The following is an 18,535-nucleotide window of genomic DNA, read 5'->3' on the forward strand; positions in this document are numbered from 1 at the left end:
AATCAACACCATCTTAAGCGTTATTCATTCAATGGCTGAAATCCCACGAGTAACCATGAAAATTGTCACAAATTTATTGTGTTACTTTAAAATTGGGATATAATAAGGAAAAAACAATTCTTAGCCTCTTTAAGCTATCTCATACCTACATGGATACATAAAAGGCAATACGGGGGAACATAATTGAAAACGAACGCAAAATCCTTCATCCCTTTCGCTGCAATCGCCACGATCCTTCTAATCAGCTATATCCTTCAAAAAGTTCCTAAAACATATGGATCAGATGATTCGATAAATGTTTATCAAAAATTCCAATCAGGCCAGCCCATTCAGTATCTCGTCATTGGTGACAGTATCGGAAGAGGATCGGGAGCTGAAAATCCTAATCGAACATGGTTCAAACAGCTAGAAAATAAGATGAATGATGCCAATGAAATTCCGTTACACGGTGACTACGTGGTCCAAAGCGGATCAACTGCTTTTGAGGGCCTATTCAAGCTTTCCCAAAGAAGGAAGCATGATCATAAAGATCTGATTTTCTTCGTTTTTGGTGAAAATGACCGCAAATATATGAATGTCGATGATTTTACCATGACATATGAAGCGTTAATGAGAAAGGCAAAACGGCTCCACCCTAATGCTGAGTTATTCACAATAACAGAGAGTTCCTTGAAATATGAGGAATTTGCGACAGCCATTGGACTTTTATCCAAACATTATGGTGCTACAAATGTGGATATGCGGCCGATATTCAAAAATTCAGGATATACGGAAAAACAGCTGACCAAAGATTTGGTACATCCAAATGGGCTGGGGTATAAATTATATGCCGATGCCATTTATGAACGGTTCCTGAATAACATCAAACAAGAGAAGGCTGTAGCGGGTCTTCCAACTAAGCTGCATGCCCATTCCGGTTTTGAATTATCGGAAATTGACCACTATGAAAAAATGAGCGGTTTCCGGCCAATGGGCGGATATTTCACTAGTAGTGAAAAGGGCAGTGTGATTCAATATACCTTCAAAGGGAGTATGCTTGGTGTGAAACTGCTTAGAAGTCCTGATGGCGGGGAAGTGAATGTATGGATTGACGGAAATGAAATCACGACTTTGAATACATGGTGGCCATTTGCCCGTGAAAGATATTTATTTGTCACTAATGGACTTCGCCCCGGTTCACATACTGTCCGTTTTGAGGTGACTGGCAGGACTAAAGCAATGGACCTGACCGACATTCCATATGTCCGGATCGCGTCAATCATCACAGATTGAATATTACTCAATAAATAACCCCTATCATAATCTGATAGGGGGTTTTCCAATCACTCAAAAAGCTTTTTATATTCCCCGTATCCCTCTTTTTCAAGATCTTGGAGCGGGATGAACCTTAATGATGCAGAATTGATGCAATAGCGTAATCCTGACGGTCCCGGACCGTCATTGAAAACATGTCCCAGATGAGAATCGGCAGTTTTTGAGCGGACCTCGATCCTTCTCATACCATAACTCGTATCGAGGTTTTCCACCACTTCCTCTTCTTTAAGCGGTTTAGTGAAGCTTGGCCAACCGCAGCCTGAATCGAACTTTTCCTTTGAAGTGAAAAGAGGATTGCCTGAAACGATATCCACATATAATCCTTCCTCCTTCAAATTCCAATATTCATTGTTAAAGGCTGGTTCCGTTCCATTATTTTGCGTGACTTCATATTGAATCGGAGTGAGTTTCTTTTTTAATTCTTCTTTACTTTTCATTTTTTCCCCCCCAGTGATGTTGTATAAATGCTTTACGTCCTGAGCCAGTCGAATATCTTTCATAATGTTCAGGTTGCTTTTTATAGTAATGCTGGTGGTATGTCTCGGCTGGATAAAACGTTTTGGCCGGTATAATCGGGGTTACGATTGGTCCGGAAAACTTCCCGCTCGCCTGCAGCTTGGCTTTGGATGCTTCTGCAATTTCACGTTGGTTTTCGTCATGATAAAAAATGGCCGTTTGATAAGAACTTCCCCGGTCATAAAATTGCCCGCCAGGATCTGTCGGATCAATTTGCTGCCAAAATAACTCAATTATCTTCTCATATGGATATACGTTTGGATCAAAGGTGATCTGAACAGCTTCATAATGTCCCGTGGTTTCAGAACAAACCTCTTTGTACGTGGGATTTTCCGTAGTCCCGCCTGTATAGCCCGAGATAACGGATTCGATGCCGGGCTGTTCATCGAACGGTTTCACCATGCACCAGAAACATCCACCTGCGAATGTTGCTTTCTCTAATTGCTTTGTCAATGAAAATCCTCCTTTTTTACAAACCATCCATTGAATGCATTTTAACGTTTTTATATACCCCTGTAAAATAATATGCCGAGAGCCTTTTCACGAAAATGGTACCTTTCTTATTAAAAAGGAGACACACGCCCAAGCATGATTACATATGTTAACAACATGATGGAAAAATGAGAGGTGTTGGAAATGAGCGATAAACAATCATATCCACAAAAATCGGAAACATATGATTTACTATCGTCTTATAAAAACAGCGATTCGGAATTTCATGATTATTATTACCATAAACATTTGAAAAGTCTCGAAAATTCAACATACAGAAATGAACAAATAACTGTCCTACCGCCTGCACAAGTCCGCTTCTTACATGCTGCCCCAACAGCTCACCCATTTGATGTTCATGTAAATGAAATGCGTATCCTCAAAAATTTCTCGTATAAAGAGTGCAATGGTTATTCACCACTGCCCCCCGGCAAGTACCAATTGGATATATACCACAGCGGGCAAAACACCTCACCTCTATTAAGCTGTAAAGTGGCTCTCGAAATCGGAGCTTCCTATACCATTGCTCTAGCACCTACCGTGGCTAACGAATCGTTGAAAATTTTACCTTTCGAGGATAACCCATCTGTTCCCCCAAATGAAGCAAAGGTCCGATTCATCCAGCTTTCACATGAATTACCCTCGGTGGACATTGCGGTCAAAAGCGGAGATGTCGTCTTTGATCAACTCCATTTCAGGAAAGCAAGCGAATATCTCACTATTCATCCCATGATAGTTGACTTCGAAGTGAGGAAAACTGGAACAAAAGAAATCGCACTCCCTTTGCCAAACAAAGCATTTCAAGAAAATACTTCCTCTACCATTTATATAATCGGATCGAATCGGGAATCATCCTCACTAGAAACCCTAACGCTCTCCCCATAAATGAATAAAAAACCAGGATGCATCGATCCTGGTTTTTATCCATTTATTCACGATCACTGTAATGATGATGGGATGGTCAATAAAAATGAAATGTCATCATTTTTCAGATCGAATTCTTTCGCCTTCACCCTTATATCGCTTTTCAGTTCCATATCCTGTAATGACACATAAATACTTTTATCATTGGGGCTTATGCTAACCCATTCAGGCATATTATATCGCTCATTAATCAAATTCATTACATATGAAACAGGAAGGTTCATTTTACCGACTGCAATTGATTTTTGCTTAAGAATCAAATCCCCATTCTTTTGGGCAATTGGTTCAAAAGTCAATTTCATTTCCACTTCACGGTTGAAAAATGGCATTGTTCCGTATAGCTCCACCTCATCCGTTAAATACACTTCATAGTGAATGGATCCCGTTAACCCCTCTTTATCCAGATACTGGTTGATTAACCTTGTCAAATCTTCCCGATTCGTGTGAATTTGAAATTGGATATCTTCTTCGCGGCTTACTTTGGGTATCAGCTCTTTATCTTTAGTCGGCAGATTAACTAAAATCGTTACAAACAGGATGACCAGGATGTTTAAGGCTAATAGGGAAATAAACAAAGTCTTCCATTTGACATTTGTCATTCTTGGTCATCATCTCCTTTGGCACTCGCTTCCAATGTGTCTTTTCCGATAGTGGTAATATCCATATCATTATAGATTCTTGTCGCGATTAATTCATATCCGCGGTCATTTGGGTGAAAATAATCCTCGGCATAAAGCAAATCTTCTTCGGGATTCTCGAAAATGTCTGCTATTTCAATAAAATATGCTGAATCATATTCTTCAATGATCTCTTTTCCACTTTCATTCCAATCATTCATGATCATATCAAGTTCATAAAAGTCTCCGAACCATTTGGAAAATGGATTGTAGACGCCTACAAGGTATATTTGCGCAGAATCATTTTCGGAACGAACCTTATCAAGTATCTGCCTTAATCTTTTTTCATACCCTATTTTTGCCGAATCAAACTGATTCAGTTCCAGATTGGAGAAATTCTGTTTAAAGACCTTCATGATATCATTTCCACCGATTGTGACGACAATCGAGTCAGCTTGCTTTATGTCCTCTTTAATCCTAGTCTTATCCAGTCTTTTCAATAGTTGGTCGGTCCTATTTCCACGTATGCCATGATTAATCATCTCAACGGAAGTAATCGATGGTTCTTTTTCCAGCTTATTTTGTAAATAAGGCAGATACCCGCCATTATCTTTACTATCACCGACACCTTGAGTCAAGGAGTCGCCAATTGACACGATTTTCACAGGGTCCGGAAAAAAGCTGGCAGGAATGGTTTCCTTTTTACTCAGCTCAACTATGCTTTTCTGCTGAACAGATGGCTGATTTGAGGCTGTTTCATTTTGACTGCAGCCTGAAATCCAAACTAGGCATATGAAAAGACAGGTGATTTTGTTCCTCATGACCCTCACCTTCCTACCCATATATTATATCATGCAGAAAAAGAAAAATTGCAAACAATATACCTTCATTGTACTTCCAAAATTGAGCATTCCTTACTATACAATATGAAAAACGCTGTGAATTAAAGCTAGTCCTATAAAAATTAGCATGTTACTTAGCATGTAAAATCATTCTTCACTACCGACGTTTCTTCAAAAACTTATTGCTCATTTTCACCATCGATAAAGCCCGGTAATTAAGAAGGATGAAAACAGAAAGAACAGGTCATTTAACCTGTTCAATAATTCTGTAAAATTTTAATATGCTTAATGATTTCATCAAACGGAATATCCTGCAGACCTGTATAATCCATGATGATCTTTCCTTCTTGATCCATCAGAAAAAAACTGGTCCCATGAATCACCTGATCTTCCGCTTCTGGTTTTTTGACGATCGTTTTAAAGTTATCCAATGCAAACTGCTCGATTTCTTCCTGTCCATAACCGGTCAGAAAGTGCCAGTTGCCGTAATCCACATTAAATTGGTCACCAAATTTTTTTAAAACATCAGGTTTGTCAATTTCCGGATCCACGGAAAATGAAACGAACTCTACATCCTTAATCCCTTCATCCTTCAATTGCTGCTGCAGCTTCGTCATATTCGATGTCATGGGGAGACAGACCGTCTCACAGCTCGTGAATATAAAATCCGCTACCCAAACCTTTCCTTTAAGATCGCTTTTTGAGAAAGGCTTCCCCTCCTGATCGATATAACTGAAGTCTTCAAGGTCCCAATTTTTGGCATCAGGTACACCATTGGAACCGCATGCGGTCAACAGCAATAAAATTGACGCTCCCATAGCTGCCATAAGCAATTGCAGCTTTCTCATCCCTACCCCGTCCTTTATGTATAAAATATTCTGTTACTTCATTTATTCTAACAGACCATCCGGAATGAGGACAGCAACTATTTCTACGAATTAAAGACACTTGTAAAAGTGACGAAACCGCCGCCAAACACAGTTTCATATGGTATATCCTTATCAGTCCCAATAATACATGATCGCCATGGCGCCTTCACCTGTATGGGTACTGACAACGGCAGTCGTTGCTTCTATCTTTATGTCTTGATATCCTGTCAAGTCTGCAATGGCCTGGCGGACCTTATCCGCTATTTCAAGGCCATTCGCATGTACAAAACCGATGCCTCTAATCTTTTTGCCTTGAGTCTCTTCTTTGAATTTCTTGATGATGAACTTGACGACCTGTGACTGGCTCCTGGCTTTGGATACAGGGTTCAGTACACCATCATCAAGAAGTGCAATCGGCTTTATGTGCAGCAATGAACCGATAAAAGCAGAAACTTTGCCAATCCTTCCACCCTTAACGAGGTTATCAAGTGTTTCTATGACAATGATTAAACTTGACTGCTTTTTAATATGTTCCAATCGTTCAATTATCTCGGCTACGGATTTCCCTTCCTTCGCCATCTTCGCTGCCTCGATCACCTGAAATGACATCGCTTTTGAAATGAATTTCGAGTCAAGAACGGTAACCTTCGTTTCAGACATGCTAGCTGCGCTTTCCGCTGAACGAACAGTACCGCTCATGCCACCTGTCATATGTATGGAAATAATCTCGCTGCCGTCTTTTCCGAGTTCATCATATACCTCCACAAAGGTACCTACGGCCGGTTGTGAGCTTTTTGGCAGTTCTTTTGACTGGTTCATCCTTTTCAGGAATTCTTCTTGTTCGATTTCGACCTTATCCAAAAAAGTCTCCCCATCTATAAAGATCGATAAAGGGACCATTGTAATATCATAAAATTCCAGTTCCTCTGGTGTCATATCTACTGTCGAGTCTGTTACTATCTTTACTTTATTCATCATTACACATCCCTAAATTAACATATCTATTGTATTATACCTATTCAAGGTAAGCATTCAAACCAAAGGTTTCATTTTTTGACTGAAGTGATACTTATCTTTTGAAATGATTACACAAAAAAAGACCGTTCCATGAGCTAACCTGAACACATGCCGATACATTCGATATTGCATGGCATTCGTGTCATCTCTTTTAACGGAGATGTTAGCTATGGAACAATCCGCATTAAGCATTATTGAGTAAACTTCCAAAAAAAAGCTTGTTGTAAACGGGCCATTTGAGTACGGATGCTAAATAATGCTTAAATGAGTAATTTTCTTTATGATCTTTATTGGCAAAAACCTTCTTAACAAATACTTCCAAACGCACGGTCAACATAAAAAAATTCGGATCACTAGGCAGTAAGACAGGTATTTCTGAAATGGTGACCTTATGTCCAAAACAATCTTTGAATTCCAAGCATTTGAACATCAAAATATCAATCCTCATTTTTAACCGATTGCTTACATTATACACAATAAATCCAAAAGTATAAATATTCAAATGTGTAAAAAAATGAGAAATCAGATTGAAAATCATAAAAAAAAGACCCATAAGGGCAAAATGCCATTATGGGCTTCTTCTTATAAACCTTCCTCGTAGGTGTCTTCCCGCAAGTTTTCACGTCTCACCCTTCGTTTATAGACGACTTTAGATAATGAAATACTGATTTCGTATAATAACAGCAATGGAACCATCACCATAAAGTCTGACATAAAGTCAGGCGGCGTAATCGATATCGCTATGACAACAAGTACAAAGTATGCATACTTCCTTAATTTTTGAAGCACATAAGGATTTATTATGCCAAGGGAGGTCAAAAACATGGTAACGACAGGAAGCTCGAATAAAACAGCAAAAGGTATCGTCATATTAAATACGAATGAAAAGTACTTATCAGCTGTAAAACTGGTTATGAACATCCCATCACCCAATTCAATCAAAAATTGAAGAATGGTCGGGAAGATGACAAAATAACCGAAAGCAAGCCCTCCGATAAAAAGCAGGAAAAGTGCTGGAATATAGGCAAGGGTCGCCCTCACTTCATTTGGCATCAAAGCGGGTTTAACGAATAACCAGATTTGCAGGGCAATTACCGGTATCGTTGCCGCAATGGCTACGACACCTGCAAGCATGAAGTAAATCCAGATAATATCACTCGGTCCCAATACCATCAGGTCAAAATCGAGATCTTTCACGAACCAATTATAAATCTCCTCAACATAAATAAAGCTGGCGATAAAAAAGATGACAAAAGCAACAGCTGTAATGATGAGCCGTTTTCTCAATTCATCGAGATGATCGATGATATTTAATTCCTTATCTTCCAAAGTTGATCACGCCTTCATCTGAAAATCCGTATCTTTGTTACAGCGTAAAGGCGCAAGACGATTCCATCTTACGCCCAGCATTCAATCATTCATGATTTTTTTGTTGTAGCTTCTTATCTTCTTCATAATCACCTTTTGTTAAATCACTTGTGGATTTTTTAAACTCACGAAGCGTTTGTCCAAAAGCACGGCCAATTTCTGGAAGTTTCTTCGGACCAAAGATAATTAATGCCAAAATTAAGATTAGAATTAGACCAGGTACTCCAATGTTCGACATGGATACATCCCCTTTGGTGTTGTAATTAGACCTACTCCGATTATAATACCATTTCCAACCAATTGAAAGGGAACTGGCAATTCGTCATAGAATGGTAACAATTATCGACAGTATGCCCATATACGACTGGGCCGGCAGAATAAAATGTAAAAACATAGGTATTATTCTATCCTAATTTAACATTTTATCCATGTTTAAATCAACAAGTGAAATAAATTACTGTCTTTATTGACCTCTACGAAAGAGAATCCTTTCTTGTTCATCCTTTGGATGAGCCCTTCATAATCATTTTTATCTTTTAGCTCTATACCAACCAGGGCCGGCCCGCTTTCTTTATTATTTTTCTTCGTATATTCAAAACGGCTTATATCATCATTCGGTCCTAACACTTCATCAAGGAATTCCCTTAAAGCGCCAGCACGTTGTGGAAAATTCACGATAAAATAATAAAGCAGCCCTTCATATAATAAGGATTTCTCTTTAATTTCCTGCATGCGCCCAATGTCGTTATTCCCTCCGCTGACCATGCAAACAACCGTTTTTCCTTTGATTTGTTCTTTATATGAATCCAACGCGGCTACAGATATAGCACCTGCCGGTTCAGCGACAATCGCATGCTGATTATACAAATCGAGAATCGTCGTACAGATTTGGCCTGAAGGTACGACAACGATATCTTCAAGGTTTTCCTTACAAAGCTGATATGTCAACTGTCCCACACACTTGACAGCTGCGCCATCAACGAATGTATCTATTTTTTCGAGTTCAGATACTTTTCCTTCCTTGAAGGAGTATTCCATCGAAGCAGCACCTTGCGGCTCAACTCCAATGCATTTCGTATTTGGGGAGACCGATTTGAAATAACTCGATACTCCGGCCATTAACCCGCCGCCGCCCATAGCGGCAAATACATAGTCGATTCCATCTTCACAATCGTTCAGGATTTCTACAGCCGTTGTACCTTGCCCGGCGATTACCTTTTCATCGTCAAATGGATGGATAAAGGAACGCTCTTCTTTTTCACAGCATTCCATCGCCATGGCAAATGCATCATCGAATGTATCCCCTATTAGGATGATCTCCACATTATCCCTGCCGAATAGCTGAACTTGATCGACTTTTTGCCTTGGAGTTGTAGCAGGCATATAAATTTTCCCGTGAATGCCCAATTGGCTGCAGGAAAAAGCAACACCCTGTGCATGGTTTCCTGCACTGGCACAAACGACTCCGTTCTTCGTCTCTTCCTCGGTCAGGCTTTTCATTTTATAGTAAGCCCCTCTTAATTTAAAGGAACGTACGTGTTGTAAGTCCTCGCGTTTTAAATAAACATTACAATCATATTTTTCAGAGAGCCTCTGATTTTTTTGTAAAGGTGTATGTAAAACGATTTCTTTCAGTTCTCTATAGGCAATTAGAATATCTTCCAATTGAATCCCCCTATTCTTAGATGCAGTCTGATTCATAACAATCCCTCATTTCCTTTCTGATGAATTCAATCATTATAGCACTTTACTGTTATTAATGTAATTGATTTTTCTAAAAATTCTTTCTTTTGGTTGTCCCATACCAAAAAAAATCCGATTATGGTCATTTCCCCATAATCGGATTAGCACTTTATTTTTTTTGTAGAATAATAAAATCATGTGCAAATCGATTTTTTTCATCGATGTTGCCTGGGTTTGAGGAAATTTCATCCCATTCATTTTCATCAATCTCGGGAAAGAAAGTATCCCCTTCGAAAGTTTCATGAATTTCCGTAATATACAGGCGGTCGGTAAAAGGAAGGATTTCCTTGAAGATTTCGGCTCCGCCAATTACGAAGACTTCCTCTTCATGGTTATCTGCGAACATTTTGATTTGTGCAATATCATGTAATACTACGCAGCCTTCCGCTTTAAATTCCTGATTGCGGGTGACGATGACATTTTCGCGGCCAGGCAGGACCCTGCCGATCGATTCAAATGTTTTTCGCCCCATGACGATTGGATGGCCCATCGTCACTTTTTTAAAATACTGCAGATCTGCTGGTAAATGCCATGGCAGTTTATTGTTTTTACCTATCACACGATTTTGATCCATAGCCACTATCAACGATATCATATGCTAACCTCACCTTTTATATGGGGATGGGCTTCGTAATTTTCCAAAACGAAGTCCTCGAAGCTAAAATCAAAGATATTTTTCACATCTGGATTGATTTTCATGATTGGCAATGGTTTCGGGTCACGAGTCAACTGCAGTTCCACTTGTTCAAGGTGGTTAGAGTAGATGTGGACATCCCCGAAAGTATGTACAAATTCGCCAACTTCCAAATCACATACCTGGGCGATCATCATCGTTAAAAGCGCATACGAAGCTATATTAAAAGGAACACCTAAGAAGACGTCCGCTGAACGTTGGTATAGCTGACATGAAAGCTTGCCATCAGCAACATAGAATTGAAAGAAAGCATGGCAAGGCGGCAAGGCCATTTCATCCAGTTCCCCAACATTCCAAGCACTGACTATCAATCTTCTTGAATTTGGATTCGTCTTGATTTGTTCGATCAATTCACTGATTTGGTCGATTTGCCTTCCATCGGCCGTTCCCCAGGAACGCCATTGATGACCATAAATCGGACCTAATTCCCCCTTTTCATCCGCCCATTCATTCCAGATGCGCACACTGTTTTCCTGAAGGTACCCAACGTTTGTATCACCCTTCAAAAACCATAATAGTTCATGGATAATCGCTTTTAAACTAACCTTTTTCGTTGTAAGTACAGGGAATCCATCTTTTAAATTGAATCTCATTTGATATCCAAAGGTACTGATCGTTCCTGTCCCCGTACGATCACCTTTTTGCGTTCCATTTTCGAGTACATGCTTGCATAAATCTAAATATTGCTTCATGATAAACCACCTTTTCTACTTTCATTCTCCTTATTTTAACGTATTATTGCCCAATGTTTAATCTAATTGTTTAATAAAATTATAAGTCTCGGGTGCTTTTTGTCTAAGCAATTGATTTTGTTCATGGTTCACATAAAACATGGCGAACGTTTCTGCAAAATATTCCTCAGGGTAGTTGGAAAAATACGTAATCCCAGGAAACAGCCCATCCACTTCCTTACCCCAAATCTTCAAATAATCCATGTCATCACGGATTCCATCAAACACTATATTATCAATGGAGTGCCCCAGCTCATGCAGTTCCAAATTAACCGAGCCATGCCCGTTGCCCTTGTCACTCGCCCCGATTTTAACCAATACCGTATGTGATCCGCCCATACCAGGCACATCATCCCAAGTTGTTTCTTTATTCAAATAACCACGCGGAGTTTTCCCCTTTAATTTAGCCGCGGATTGATTTTCCGTTATATCGCCATCGAATAGTTTGATCCTCACACCACTTTCCGCTGTTTTCACCAAAAGTGAATGAGGCAGTTTATTAATGGTTCCAGCAATTTTCAGTGCTTCCCCTTGATCGTACTCCTCTTCTGGAAATAAAAATATTCTTTGCAATTCTTTATTTCCCTTAAAAAGTTCAGCTTGTCTTAAAAGATTATCTTTGGGTAAATTCCGCCATTTTACCCCATCATCTTTCGCTAATGAATAGGAGAGCATTGAGAGTAAAAAGACAAACAATGCTAATATGGATAACCACCATTTCTTCCTTTTCATACTCTTCTCCCCTTTCTTCATTCTCCATGTATCGTTAAGAAAATATATGTTATTTAAAATCTCTAAATCTTACATACTATTATATTAGTATAACATGTTGCCTGAATGTAAAAGTTCTATGTTTTTTTGGTAATTTTGGTTGCACATTCATCCTGAGAAGAACCATTGATCCGCGGTTTTCATATATCAAATATATATAATCGTAAAAGGTTTAAGGTGATCGCATGGAAACCAACAATAAAAAAGCCATCTTGAATGAGCAACATGAACTTGCTGAAGAAGTCCTTGATATTTACAGTTTAAAAGTGTTTATCATTCTCGACCTTTTTCTGTTCTCCATTTTCTTTGGCATACTGCTGCATCCGCTACTATCTTCTCTATGGCTTAACTTTTTATTGCCTTTTCTTTTTTTCACTACATTTACCGCTCTTCTTCAAATACTTGATATTTTCCATAAAAAAAGCTGACATCATTTTTGATGTCAGCTTTAAACGGGTAGGCAACCTGATGAAAAAGCATTTCACATTCAACTTTTACTTTATATTAAAATTTCAGTTGATTTCAGAAATTCACTCCCTTTCCGCCGACTGACTGCCAAGCCTCCTCGACGCAAGCGTCTGCGGGGTCTCGGCTAGTCAGTTATTCGGCAGGAGTGTCGCAAATTTCTTCAATCCTATGAGGGTTTCGTCCATATAAAAAAGTAAAAACATGAAGAAAAATTCTTAAATCATATTAGGGTGGGACCCTTTCGGACCAAGTTTATTGACAGAATGATACAATCGCAAAAAATGCTGATGAATTCGAAGAAAAAGCCTTTCACCTTCAATTTTTTTGTATTAACATTTCAGTTGATTTCAAAAATCGCTCCCTTTCCGCCGACTGACTGCCAAGCCTCCTCGACGCAAGCGTCTGTGGGGTCTCGGCTAGTCAGTTATTCGGCAGGAGTGTCGCAAATTTCTTCAATCCTATGAGGGTTTCATCCATATAAAAAAGTAAAAACATGAAGAAAAATTCTTAAATCATATTAGGGTGGGACCCTTTCGGACCAAGTTTATTGACAGAATGATACAATCGCAAAAAATGCTGATGAATTCGAAGAAAAAGCCTTTCACCTTCAATTTTTTCTTTGTATTAACATTTCAGTTGATTTCAGAAATCCGCTCCCTTTCCGTCGACTGTCTGCCAAGCCTCCTCGACGCAAGCGTCTGCGGGGTCTCGGCTAGTCAGTTATTCGGCAGGAGTGTCGCAAATTTCTTCAATCCTATGAGGGTTTCATCCATATAAAAAAGTAAAAACATGAAGAAAAATTCTTAAATCATATTAGGATGGGACCCTTTCAGACCAAGTTTATTGACAGATTGATACAACCGCAAAAATTGCAGATGAATTCGAAGAAAAAGCATTTCACTTTCAATTTTTTTGTATTAAAATTTCAGTTGATTTCAAAAACCGCTCCCTTTCCGTCGACTGTCTGCCAAGCCTCCTCGACGCAAGTGTATGTGGGGTCTCGGCTAGTCAGTTATTCGGCAGGAGTGTCGCAAATCTCTTCAATCCTATGAGGGTTTCGTCCATAAAAAAGCAAGACAAAGTTTGTTTTAAAATTATGGTTAGGGTTGAGACCATTCAAATCGCCAGACTGAAGACAATTTAGAAGAAAAGCGAGTTACCCTGTAGTTTTCATTTAAAAAACATTCCAGTTGATTGGAACGTAAGGTACGAGACTCCTGCGGGAAAAGCGTGGCCAAGGGAGACCCCCGCAGGCGAGCGCCGAGGAGGCTCCCGGACCGCCCGCGGAAAGCGAGTGCCTGGAGTGGAAATCAACGCTCAGATTTACTAACCCTCAAAAAAAACATTCCAGTTGATTGGAACGTAAGGTACGAGACTCCTGCGGGCGAAGAGAGTGATTATTTTTTAATATAATGAATTGTTTTTTCATCAATCTACAGATCCCTCTCGGAACATAAACTTGATATTTCTTCATTTAAACCATCTTGTCATCCCTTTGATACTTCCTCAAGGGAAAATACAATTACTAACAAGAATAATTCTTCATTTAATTTGATTCTTAAACAATGAACTTTTTTATGGAAAATCGGGAAAGTGCTACTGGATGAGACCATTTCGAAACTTTGGCGAAAAAAAGCTGACATCATTTTGATGACAGCTTTTTAAATGGCGCTCAGCCATGTTCCTTGACCTTTTTCCCTTTCTTCAAATGATACACGATTGTAGTGCCGAAAATCAGTAATATAAAGACAAAAAAGATCGCAGGTTGGATTTCGATCCCTGCAACTGCCATTAACATTTTTATTGCTATGAATCCGATAAGGACATAAGCGGCAGTTTCCAATTCTGGAACCTTATCTATCAATTTTAGAAATACTCCGGCCACTCCCCGCATCATCAAGACACCAATCATTCCGCCTGTCAAAAGGACCCAGACTTTTTCACTCACTCCGAAAGCGGCCAAGACACTATCGACGGAAAATGCTATATCCATCAATTCCACTGCCGCAACCGTTCCCCATAAAGTACCAAACATTCGGATCAGTATGCTGTTTTTACTCATTCCCTGGATATCTTCGTCGATCCCAGCTTGTTTTTTTCTTTTATCCCTAAAGTATTTAAACGAGAGCCAACCAAGGTAGGCGGCTCCAATCACCTTCACCCACCAAAGCTTTATGAGGAAAACACCGATTCCAATCGCTATAAATCTAAAAGCATAAGCACCAAACAAACCGTAAAATAATGCTTTTTTCCGTTGTTTTTGAGGAAGGTGCCTGACCATCACAGCTAATACCAGTGCGTTATCCGCTGATAGCAATCCTTCCATTAAGACGAGCGTTCCGATCAACCCCCAGCTCACAGGGTCGGATAAAACCTCCACCCACATATGCCAGTCAAAAAATTGAGCATACGTTTGCACGATGTTATTTAACAACTCTGACATGATAAAGACTCCTCTGTTCCTATAACAGCAAAATTAGAAAACCTTTTAAAATAACATTGTTCCCAGTTATGATAAAAACTTTACTTTAAGTTTTAACACAAAATAAATACGTTGCAGGACAACGTATCATTCGATGCTTATTAAGTTTCATTTCATCATACTCTTCCACTTAAATAAAATCAACGAAATCCACCACTATGAGAGCTTTTGTTTACTCGTCCACTCTGGCGGCGTATTTTTATCCCAATATATTTTCCCTATATTATAATGGGTGGCAAATGAATCATGATGAGTATGATAGTGAAAATCGAACCAATGTCCTTCCAATGGGGGATTTTCCTGCCTTACATGGAATCTGATGATATCCTTGCCGCTGATTGAATCATAAATATGGAATATCTTCTCGGCCCTGCCTGCACTCGGCTGCTCAGTGATGGTCAATTGCTGTAATTTTTCATCCGGAAATTGTGCAGCCATTTCTGTAATGGCTTCTTCCATTTTTGGTAATATGACCATTTTGAATTCATCGCCAATTTTTGGATTGATCTTATCGCCAAATTTCATAAATGCGTTTTCCTCTGCCTTATTCAGGATGTCCGATAAAAATTCTTCCCGGTTGAATTCTTCCTCAATTTCAGTTGAATTCTGCGAAGGAAGATAGGCTAATCCCTCTTCTTCCACTATTCCCTTTTTAGTATCCTTTAACGGATCGGCTTCCGCTAACCACGCCAGATCTGAAGGAGTGACAAGACCAAACGTCAAAACGGATACTAAAATGACGAGACTTTTCCTGAACCAAACCGCTGCTTTCAACTCACACTCCCCCTCCTTTTTTGTATTGTCTTTATATTTAGTATACTTTTATTTTTTGGTAATTACGAATATATAGTTACCCATGTTTTAAAAATCAAAAAAAAGGATAAATACCTATATAAAGTTTAATGAACTCGAACTTTTTAATAAATATCAATAAATTTACATTTAAATGAAGGATTTTGACGATTTTTGGAGAAATTAATTAGATTCAAGTCTTTTTAAGGAGGGGTCTTATATGGCTTCGACTGCCATGGTGGCTTTATGTCTTGTTACATTAGCATTTTTCGTATATTTATCATTTGCTGATTAAGAATAAATGAATACCTACGAAAAATCTCCTTGTCATTTTTCTACAATGACAAGGTTTTCTTTTCACTCAAACATAAGTTTACCTTTTTGGCAGATAAAAGGACTGAATAATGGAGGAATCATTTTGGAAAACAACAATGAGAAGATAAAAGATAAGGATTACAAAAGGGAAACTGCGAAAGGGAGCTCCGGAATGGTCGTTACAGCTCATCCTGTCGCAACTTCAATAGGGGAAAAAATATTACGTGAAGGTGGAAATGCTGTCGATGCGGCCGTCGCCATCCAATTTGCCCTAAATGTTGTTGAACCAATGATGACTGGTATCGGCGGAAGTGGTTTTCTTATGGTATATAATGCAAAAGATAAGGAAACGAAAATATACGATGGCCATGTAAGGGCACCTAAAGCCGCACATCGAGACATGTTTCTTGATGAAAAAGGGGAAGTCATCCCTTTTAAAGAGAGATCTATCAAAGCAACAGCGGTTGGCATTCCTGGAATACTGAAAGCTATGGATGAAGCACTCGCCGAAAATGGCAGCAAGCCATTGGCAGAACTTATCGAGCCATCCATTGAATTTGCTGAAAAAGGAGTTCCCGTCAATTGGGTTCTATGCGATGCTCTTAAAAACTTTGAATATCGATTGGGCGATGAAGCGCGTAAGTTCTTCATACCAAACGGAAAACCCTATCAGGATGGCGATTTGCTGATTAAAGAAAAATTGGCGAATACCTATCGGATATTACAACGTGAAGGAATTTCCGCTTTTTATGAAGGTGAAATCGGAGAGGGCATCATTTCCTGCATACAGGAACTTGGAGGGTTCATGGAGCTTTCTGATTTAAAGGGCTATAAAGCTACTATCGATGTACCAATGTATGGGACTTATAAGGATTATTTAATTGCTTCATCAAATGCGCCAAGTGCCGGCGGATTCACGGTCATTCAAATCCTGAAAATTTTGGAAAGCTTCCAAATTGAACAATATGACGCCCGTTCTTGGGAAAAATATTATTTAATCGCAGAAGCGATGCGTCTGGCATTTACAGATAAAAAAGCATTTCTCGCTGATCCCGAATTTGCCGAATTGCCATTGGCGGGTCTCATGCATGATGAGTATATAGCTAAACGCCGCTCATTCATTAATTTCAAGGCAAGAAATAATGCCATTGACTTCGGAAACCCTTGGATTTATGATTCCGTGCAACAAAGGGAAGTCATTCCGCAACCTAATGAAGAAGAGATCAGTGAAACGACGCACTTCACTGTCCGTGACAGATGGGGTAATATCGCAGCATGCACTTCTACAGTGGAACATCCATTCGGATCAGGCATCATGGTTTCCGACTATGGTTTCATGCTGAATAACGAACTGACTGATTTTGATTCCATTCCTGGCGGCATGAATGAAGTGCAGCCCAATAAACGCCCAGTCAGCTGTAAAAGCCCGACCATCATCTTTAAGGACGGCGAGCCGATCTTGACCTTAGGGTCACCAGGAGGACCAACCATCATCAGTTCAGTCGTACAAACGATCATTAATGTACTCGATTTAAAAATGGATTTGAAAGCAGCCATCGAAGAACCTAGAATTTTCACTCCGATGGGGCCTCATATTGAATGGGAGCCTGGAATGGATATGACTAGCAAAGGCCACTTGGAAGCAATGGGCTTCGCCTTTAATGAAGTTCCCCACTCAATAGGGAATGTCCAAGCGATTCAAATCAACCCCGATGGCTCGAACTATGGTGCTGCCGATTCAAGCCGGGAAGGCTGTGCCATGGGTCTGGACGAAACAGATTATAAATCGTGATCACTGGATGGAAATGAAGCCAAAATGGAATTTGGATGTTTTTCTTTTTAGTACCTCAAATCCAAATTCCTCAAAGCGGGAGCTGCGGTAATGGTCTTTCAACACGACTCTATTGCGCGCAACCCGCTTGGCTTCTTTCATTATTTCAACCGATAGATCCTTACCATCCGCAAAATGAGACAGTCCCCTGATACCATTCGATTCCTGAATCGTTTCTTCAAACATGGGATCGAAATATACGACATCAAAATGATTATCCGGCAATGTTTTCAATATTTCGTAATGGTCACCCTGCCTGACCTCTATTCTTCTCATCGCAGAAATCATTTTTTCTTCTGCATCCTCCCATGTTTTCATTCCACGGTCCACGAGCAAGGCCAAATATTGATTTCCTTCCAATCCGACAACCCGTCCATGTTCACCCACCGCGAAACTTGAGACAATCGCATCAGAGCCCAATCCCAAGGTACAATCAAGCACAGCGCTCCCTTCATTTATATCTCCGGCAATGAGAAATGGATCACTCTCTCCGCGCATTATTCTTTTTATACGGATCATCGCCAGGTTCGGATGAAAAAAGAATGGTTCTTTTTCCTGATATCGATATAACTCCATCCGCTTTTTACCAAAAACAAGGCAATCATCTTCATTATGTTCCGCTTGGATATCACTCACCGATCGTTTTCTTCTTGCTATAAAGGGGATTTGCAATTCTTCAGCTAACCTTTTGGCTAATATCATCGTTTCTTTATCGGCTCTTCCTACTGTTGTGACAAACATGAATCCTA

20 protein-coding genes are annotated in these 18,535 nt (G+C 39.6%); 4 read left to right on the forward strand and 16 right to left on the reverse strand.

What is annotated here, in order from left to right; genetic code table 11:
• Window positions 1-183: 183 nt before the first annotated feature.
• Window positions 184-1,272: an SGNH/GDSL hydrolase family protein gene (locus AC0VX1_RS15225; protein ID WP_475467806.1), complete on the forward strand. Its 1,089-nt coding sequence runs from the start codon at window positions 184-186 to the stop codon at window positions 1,270-1,272.
• 50 nt (window positions 1,273-1,322) lie between these two features.
• Here the strand turns inward: AC0VX1_RS15225 and msrB are convergent, their stop codons facing one another.
• Both msrB and msrA read right to left on the reverse strand, forming a co-directional pair.
• Window positions 1,323-1,751, reverse strand: a complete 429-nt coding sequence (msrB, locus tag AC0VX1_RS15230) for a peptide-methionine (R)-S-oxide reductase MsrB (RefSeq protein ID WP_057277324.1) — start codon at window positions 1,749-1,751, stop codon at window positions 1,323-1,325.
• On the reverse strand, window positions 1,741-2,232 hold the full coding sequence (msrA, locus tag AC0VX1_RS15235; RefSeq protein WP_475471803.1) for a peptide-methionine (S)-S-oxide reductase MsrA: 492 nt from the start codon (window positions 2,230-2,232) through the stop codon (window positions 1,741-1,743). Before msrA ends, msrB begins: the two co-directional genes overlap by 11 nt.
• 234 nt (window positions 2,233-2,466) lie before the next feature.
• Between msrA and AC0VX1_RS15240 the strand changes: the two genes are divergently transcribed.
• Window positions 2,467-3,207, forward strand: a complete 741-nt coding sequence (locus tag AC0VX1_RS15240; protein WP_475467808.1) for a DUF4397 domain-containing protein — start codon at window positions 2,467-2,469, stop codon at window positions 3,205-3,207.
• Between the two features lie 53 nt (window positions 3,208-3,260).
• On the opposite strand, the gene AC0VX1_RS15245 is transcribed toward AC0VX1_RS15240, so the two are convergent.
• The 11 genes from AC0VX1_RS15245 to AC0VX1_RS15295 all read right to left on the reverse strand — a co-directional run bounded on the left by AC0VX1_RS15245 (window position 3,261) and on the right by AC0VX1_RS15295 (window position 11,859).
• Window positions 3,261-3,845, reverse strand: a complete 585-nt coding sequence (locus tag AC0VX1_RS15245) for a YpmS family protein (protein WP_057277322.1) — start codon at window positions 3,843-3,845, stop codon at window positions 3,261-3,263.
• A complete protein-coding gene (locus AC0VX1_RS15250; protein ID WP_413003513.1) occupies window positions 3,842-4,684 on the reverse strand; it encodes an SGNH/GDSL hydrolase family protein in 843 nt (280 codons plus the stop codon). The genes AC0VX1_RS15245 and AC0VX1_RS15250 overlap by 4 nt, the downstream gene beginning before the upstream one ends.
• Window positions 4,685-4,962: 278 nt before the next feature.
• Complete coding sequence (locus AC0VX1_RS15255; protein ID WP_268591209.1) at window positions 4,963-5,553, reverse strand: SCO family protein; 591 nt, start codon at window positions 5,551-5,553, stop codon at window positions 4,963-4,965.
• Between the two features lie 153 nt (window positions 5,554-5,706).
• Window positions 5,707-6,549, reverse strand: a complete 843-nt coding sequence (locus AC0VX1_RS15260; protein ID WP_057277320.1) for a DegV family protein — start codon at window positions 6,547-6,549, stop codon at window positions 5,707-5,709.
• Between the two features lie 226 nt (window positions 6,550-6,775).
• Complete coding sequence (locus AC0VX1_RS15265; protein ID WP_475467812.1) at window positions 6,776-7,144, reverse strand: DUF2535 family protein; 369 nt, start codon at window positions 7,142-7,144, stop codon at window positions 6,776-6,778.
• Between the two features lie 29 nt (window positions 7,145-7,173).
• Window positions 7,174-7,920 (reverse strand): twin-arginine translocase subunit TatC, encoded by a 747-nt coding sequence (gene tatC / locus AC0VX1_RS15270; RefSeq protein WP_475467814.1) that lies wholly within the window; start codon window positions 7,918-7,920, stop codon window positions 7,174-7,176.
• An 85-nt stretch (window positions 7,921-8,005) separates the two neighbouring features.
• The gene (tatA, locus tag AC0VX1_RS15275) at window positions 8,006-8,197 is read right to left on the reverse strand and encodes a twin-arginine translocase TatA/TatE family subunit (RefSeq protein ID WP_034307557.1); all 192 of its coding nucleotides are present in this window, start codon (window positions 8,195-8,197) and stop codon (window positions 8,006-8,008) included.
• A 194-nt stretch (window positions 8,198-8,391) separates the two neighbouring features.
• Entirely contained in the window at window positions 8,392-9,660 is a 1,269-nt protein-coding gene (gene ilvA, locus AC0VX1_RS15280; protein WP_034307560.1) for a threonine ammonia-lyase IlvA, read from the reverse strand.
• A 151-nt stretch (window positions 9,661-9,811) separates the two neighbouring features.
• Window positions 9,812-10,297: a dihydrofolate reductase gene (locus AC0VX1_RS15285; RefSeq protein WP_034307562.1), complete on the reverse strand. Its 486-nt coding sequence runs from the start codon at window positions 10,295-10,297 to the stop codon at window positions 9,812-9,814.
• On the reverse strand, window positions 10,294-11,088 hold the full coding sequence (locus AC0VX1_RS15290; protein ID WP_048686772.1) for a thymidylate synthase: 795 nt from the start codon (window positions 11,086-11,088) through the stop codon (window positions 10,294-10,296). Before AC0VX1_RS15290 ends, AC0VX1_RS15285 begins: the two co-directional genes overlap by 4 nt.
• Window positions 11,089-11,145: 57 nt before the next feature.
• Window positions 11,146-11,859, reverse strand: coding sequence for an anthrax toxin lethal factor-related metalloendopeptidase (locus AC0VX1_RS15295; RefSeq protein ID WP_413010754.1), 714 nt, complete (start codon window positions 11,857-11,859; stop codon window positions 11,146-11,148).
• Between the two features lie 224 nt (window positions 11,860-12,083).
• Here AC0VX1_RS15295 and AC0VX1_RS15300 point away from each other — a divergent pair, with 224 nt between their 5' ends.
• Complete coding sequence (locus AC0VX1_RS15300; protein ID WP_475467818.1) at window positions 12,084-12,326, forward strand: hypothetical protein; 243 nt, start codon at window positions 12,084-12,086, stop codon at window positions 12,324-12,326.
• A 1,712-nt stretch (window positions 12,327-14,038) separates the two neighbouring features.
• On the opposite strand, the gene AC0VX1_RS15305 is transcribed toward AC0VX1_RS15300, so the two are convergent.
• A complete protein-coding gene (locus AC0VX1_RS15305; RefSeq protein WP_413023292.1) occupies window positions 14,039-14,809 on the reverse strand; it encodes a TerC family protein in 771 nt (256 codons plus the stop codon).
• Window positions 14,810-15,004: 195 nt separating this feature from the next.
• Entirely contained in the window at window positions 15,005-15,622 is a 618-nt protein-coding gene (locus AC0VX1_RS15310) for a YpjP family protein (protein WP_475467820.1), read from the reverse strand.
• Window positions 15,623-16,058: 436 nt separating this feature from the next.
• On the opposite strand from AC0VX1_RS15310, the gene ggt reads away from it, so the two are divergent.
• Window positions 16,059-17,747 carry a gamma-glutamyltransferase gene (gene ggt / locus AC0VX1_RS15315; protein ID WP_413010752.1) on the forward strand — a complete coding sequence of 563 codons (1,689 nt, stop codon included), beginning with the start codon at window positions 16,059-16,061 and terminating at the stop codon, window positions 17,745-17,747.
• Here the strand turns inward: ggt and AC0VX1_RS15320 are convergent, their stop codons facing one another.
• Window positions 17,748-18,527: a class I SAM-dependent methyltransferase gene (locus tag AC0VX1_RS15320; protein ID WP_475467821.1), complete on the reverse strand. Its 780-nt coding sequence runs from the start codon at window positions 18,525-18,527 to the stop codon at window positions 17,748-17,750. It lies immediately after the preceding gene.
• Window positions 18,528-18,535 lie beyond the last annotated feature (8 nt).

The sequence above is a fragment of the Peribacillus sp. QJM3NY_7 genome, assembly GCF_056173225.1.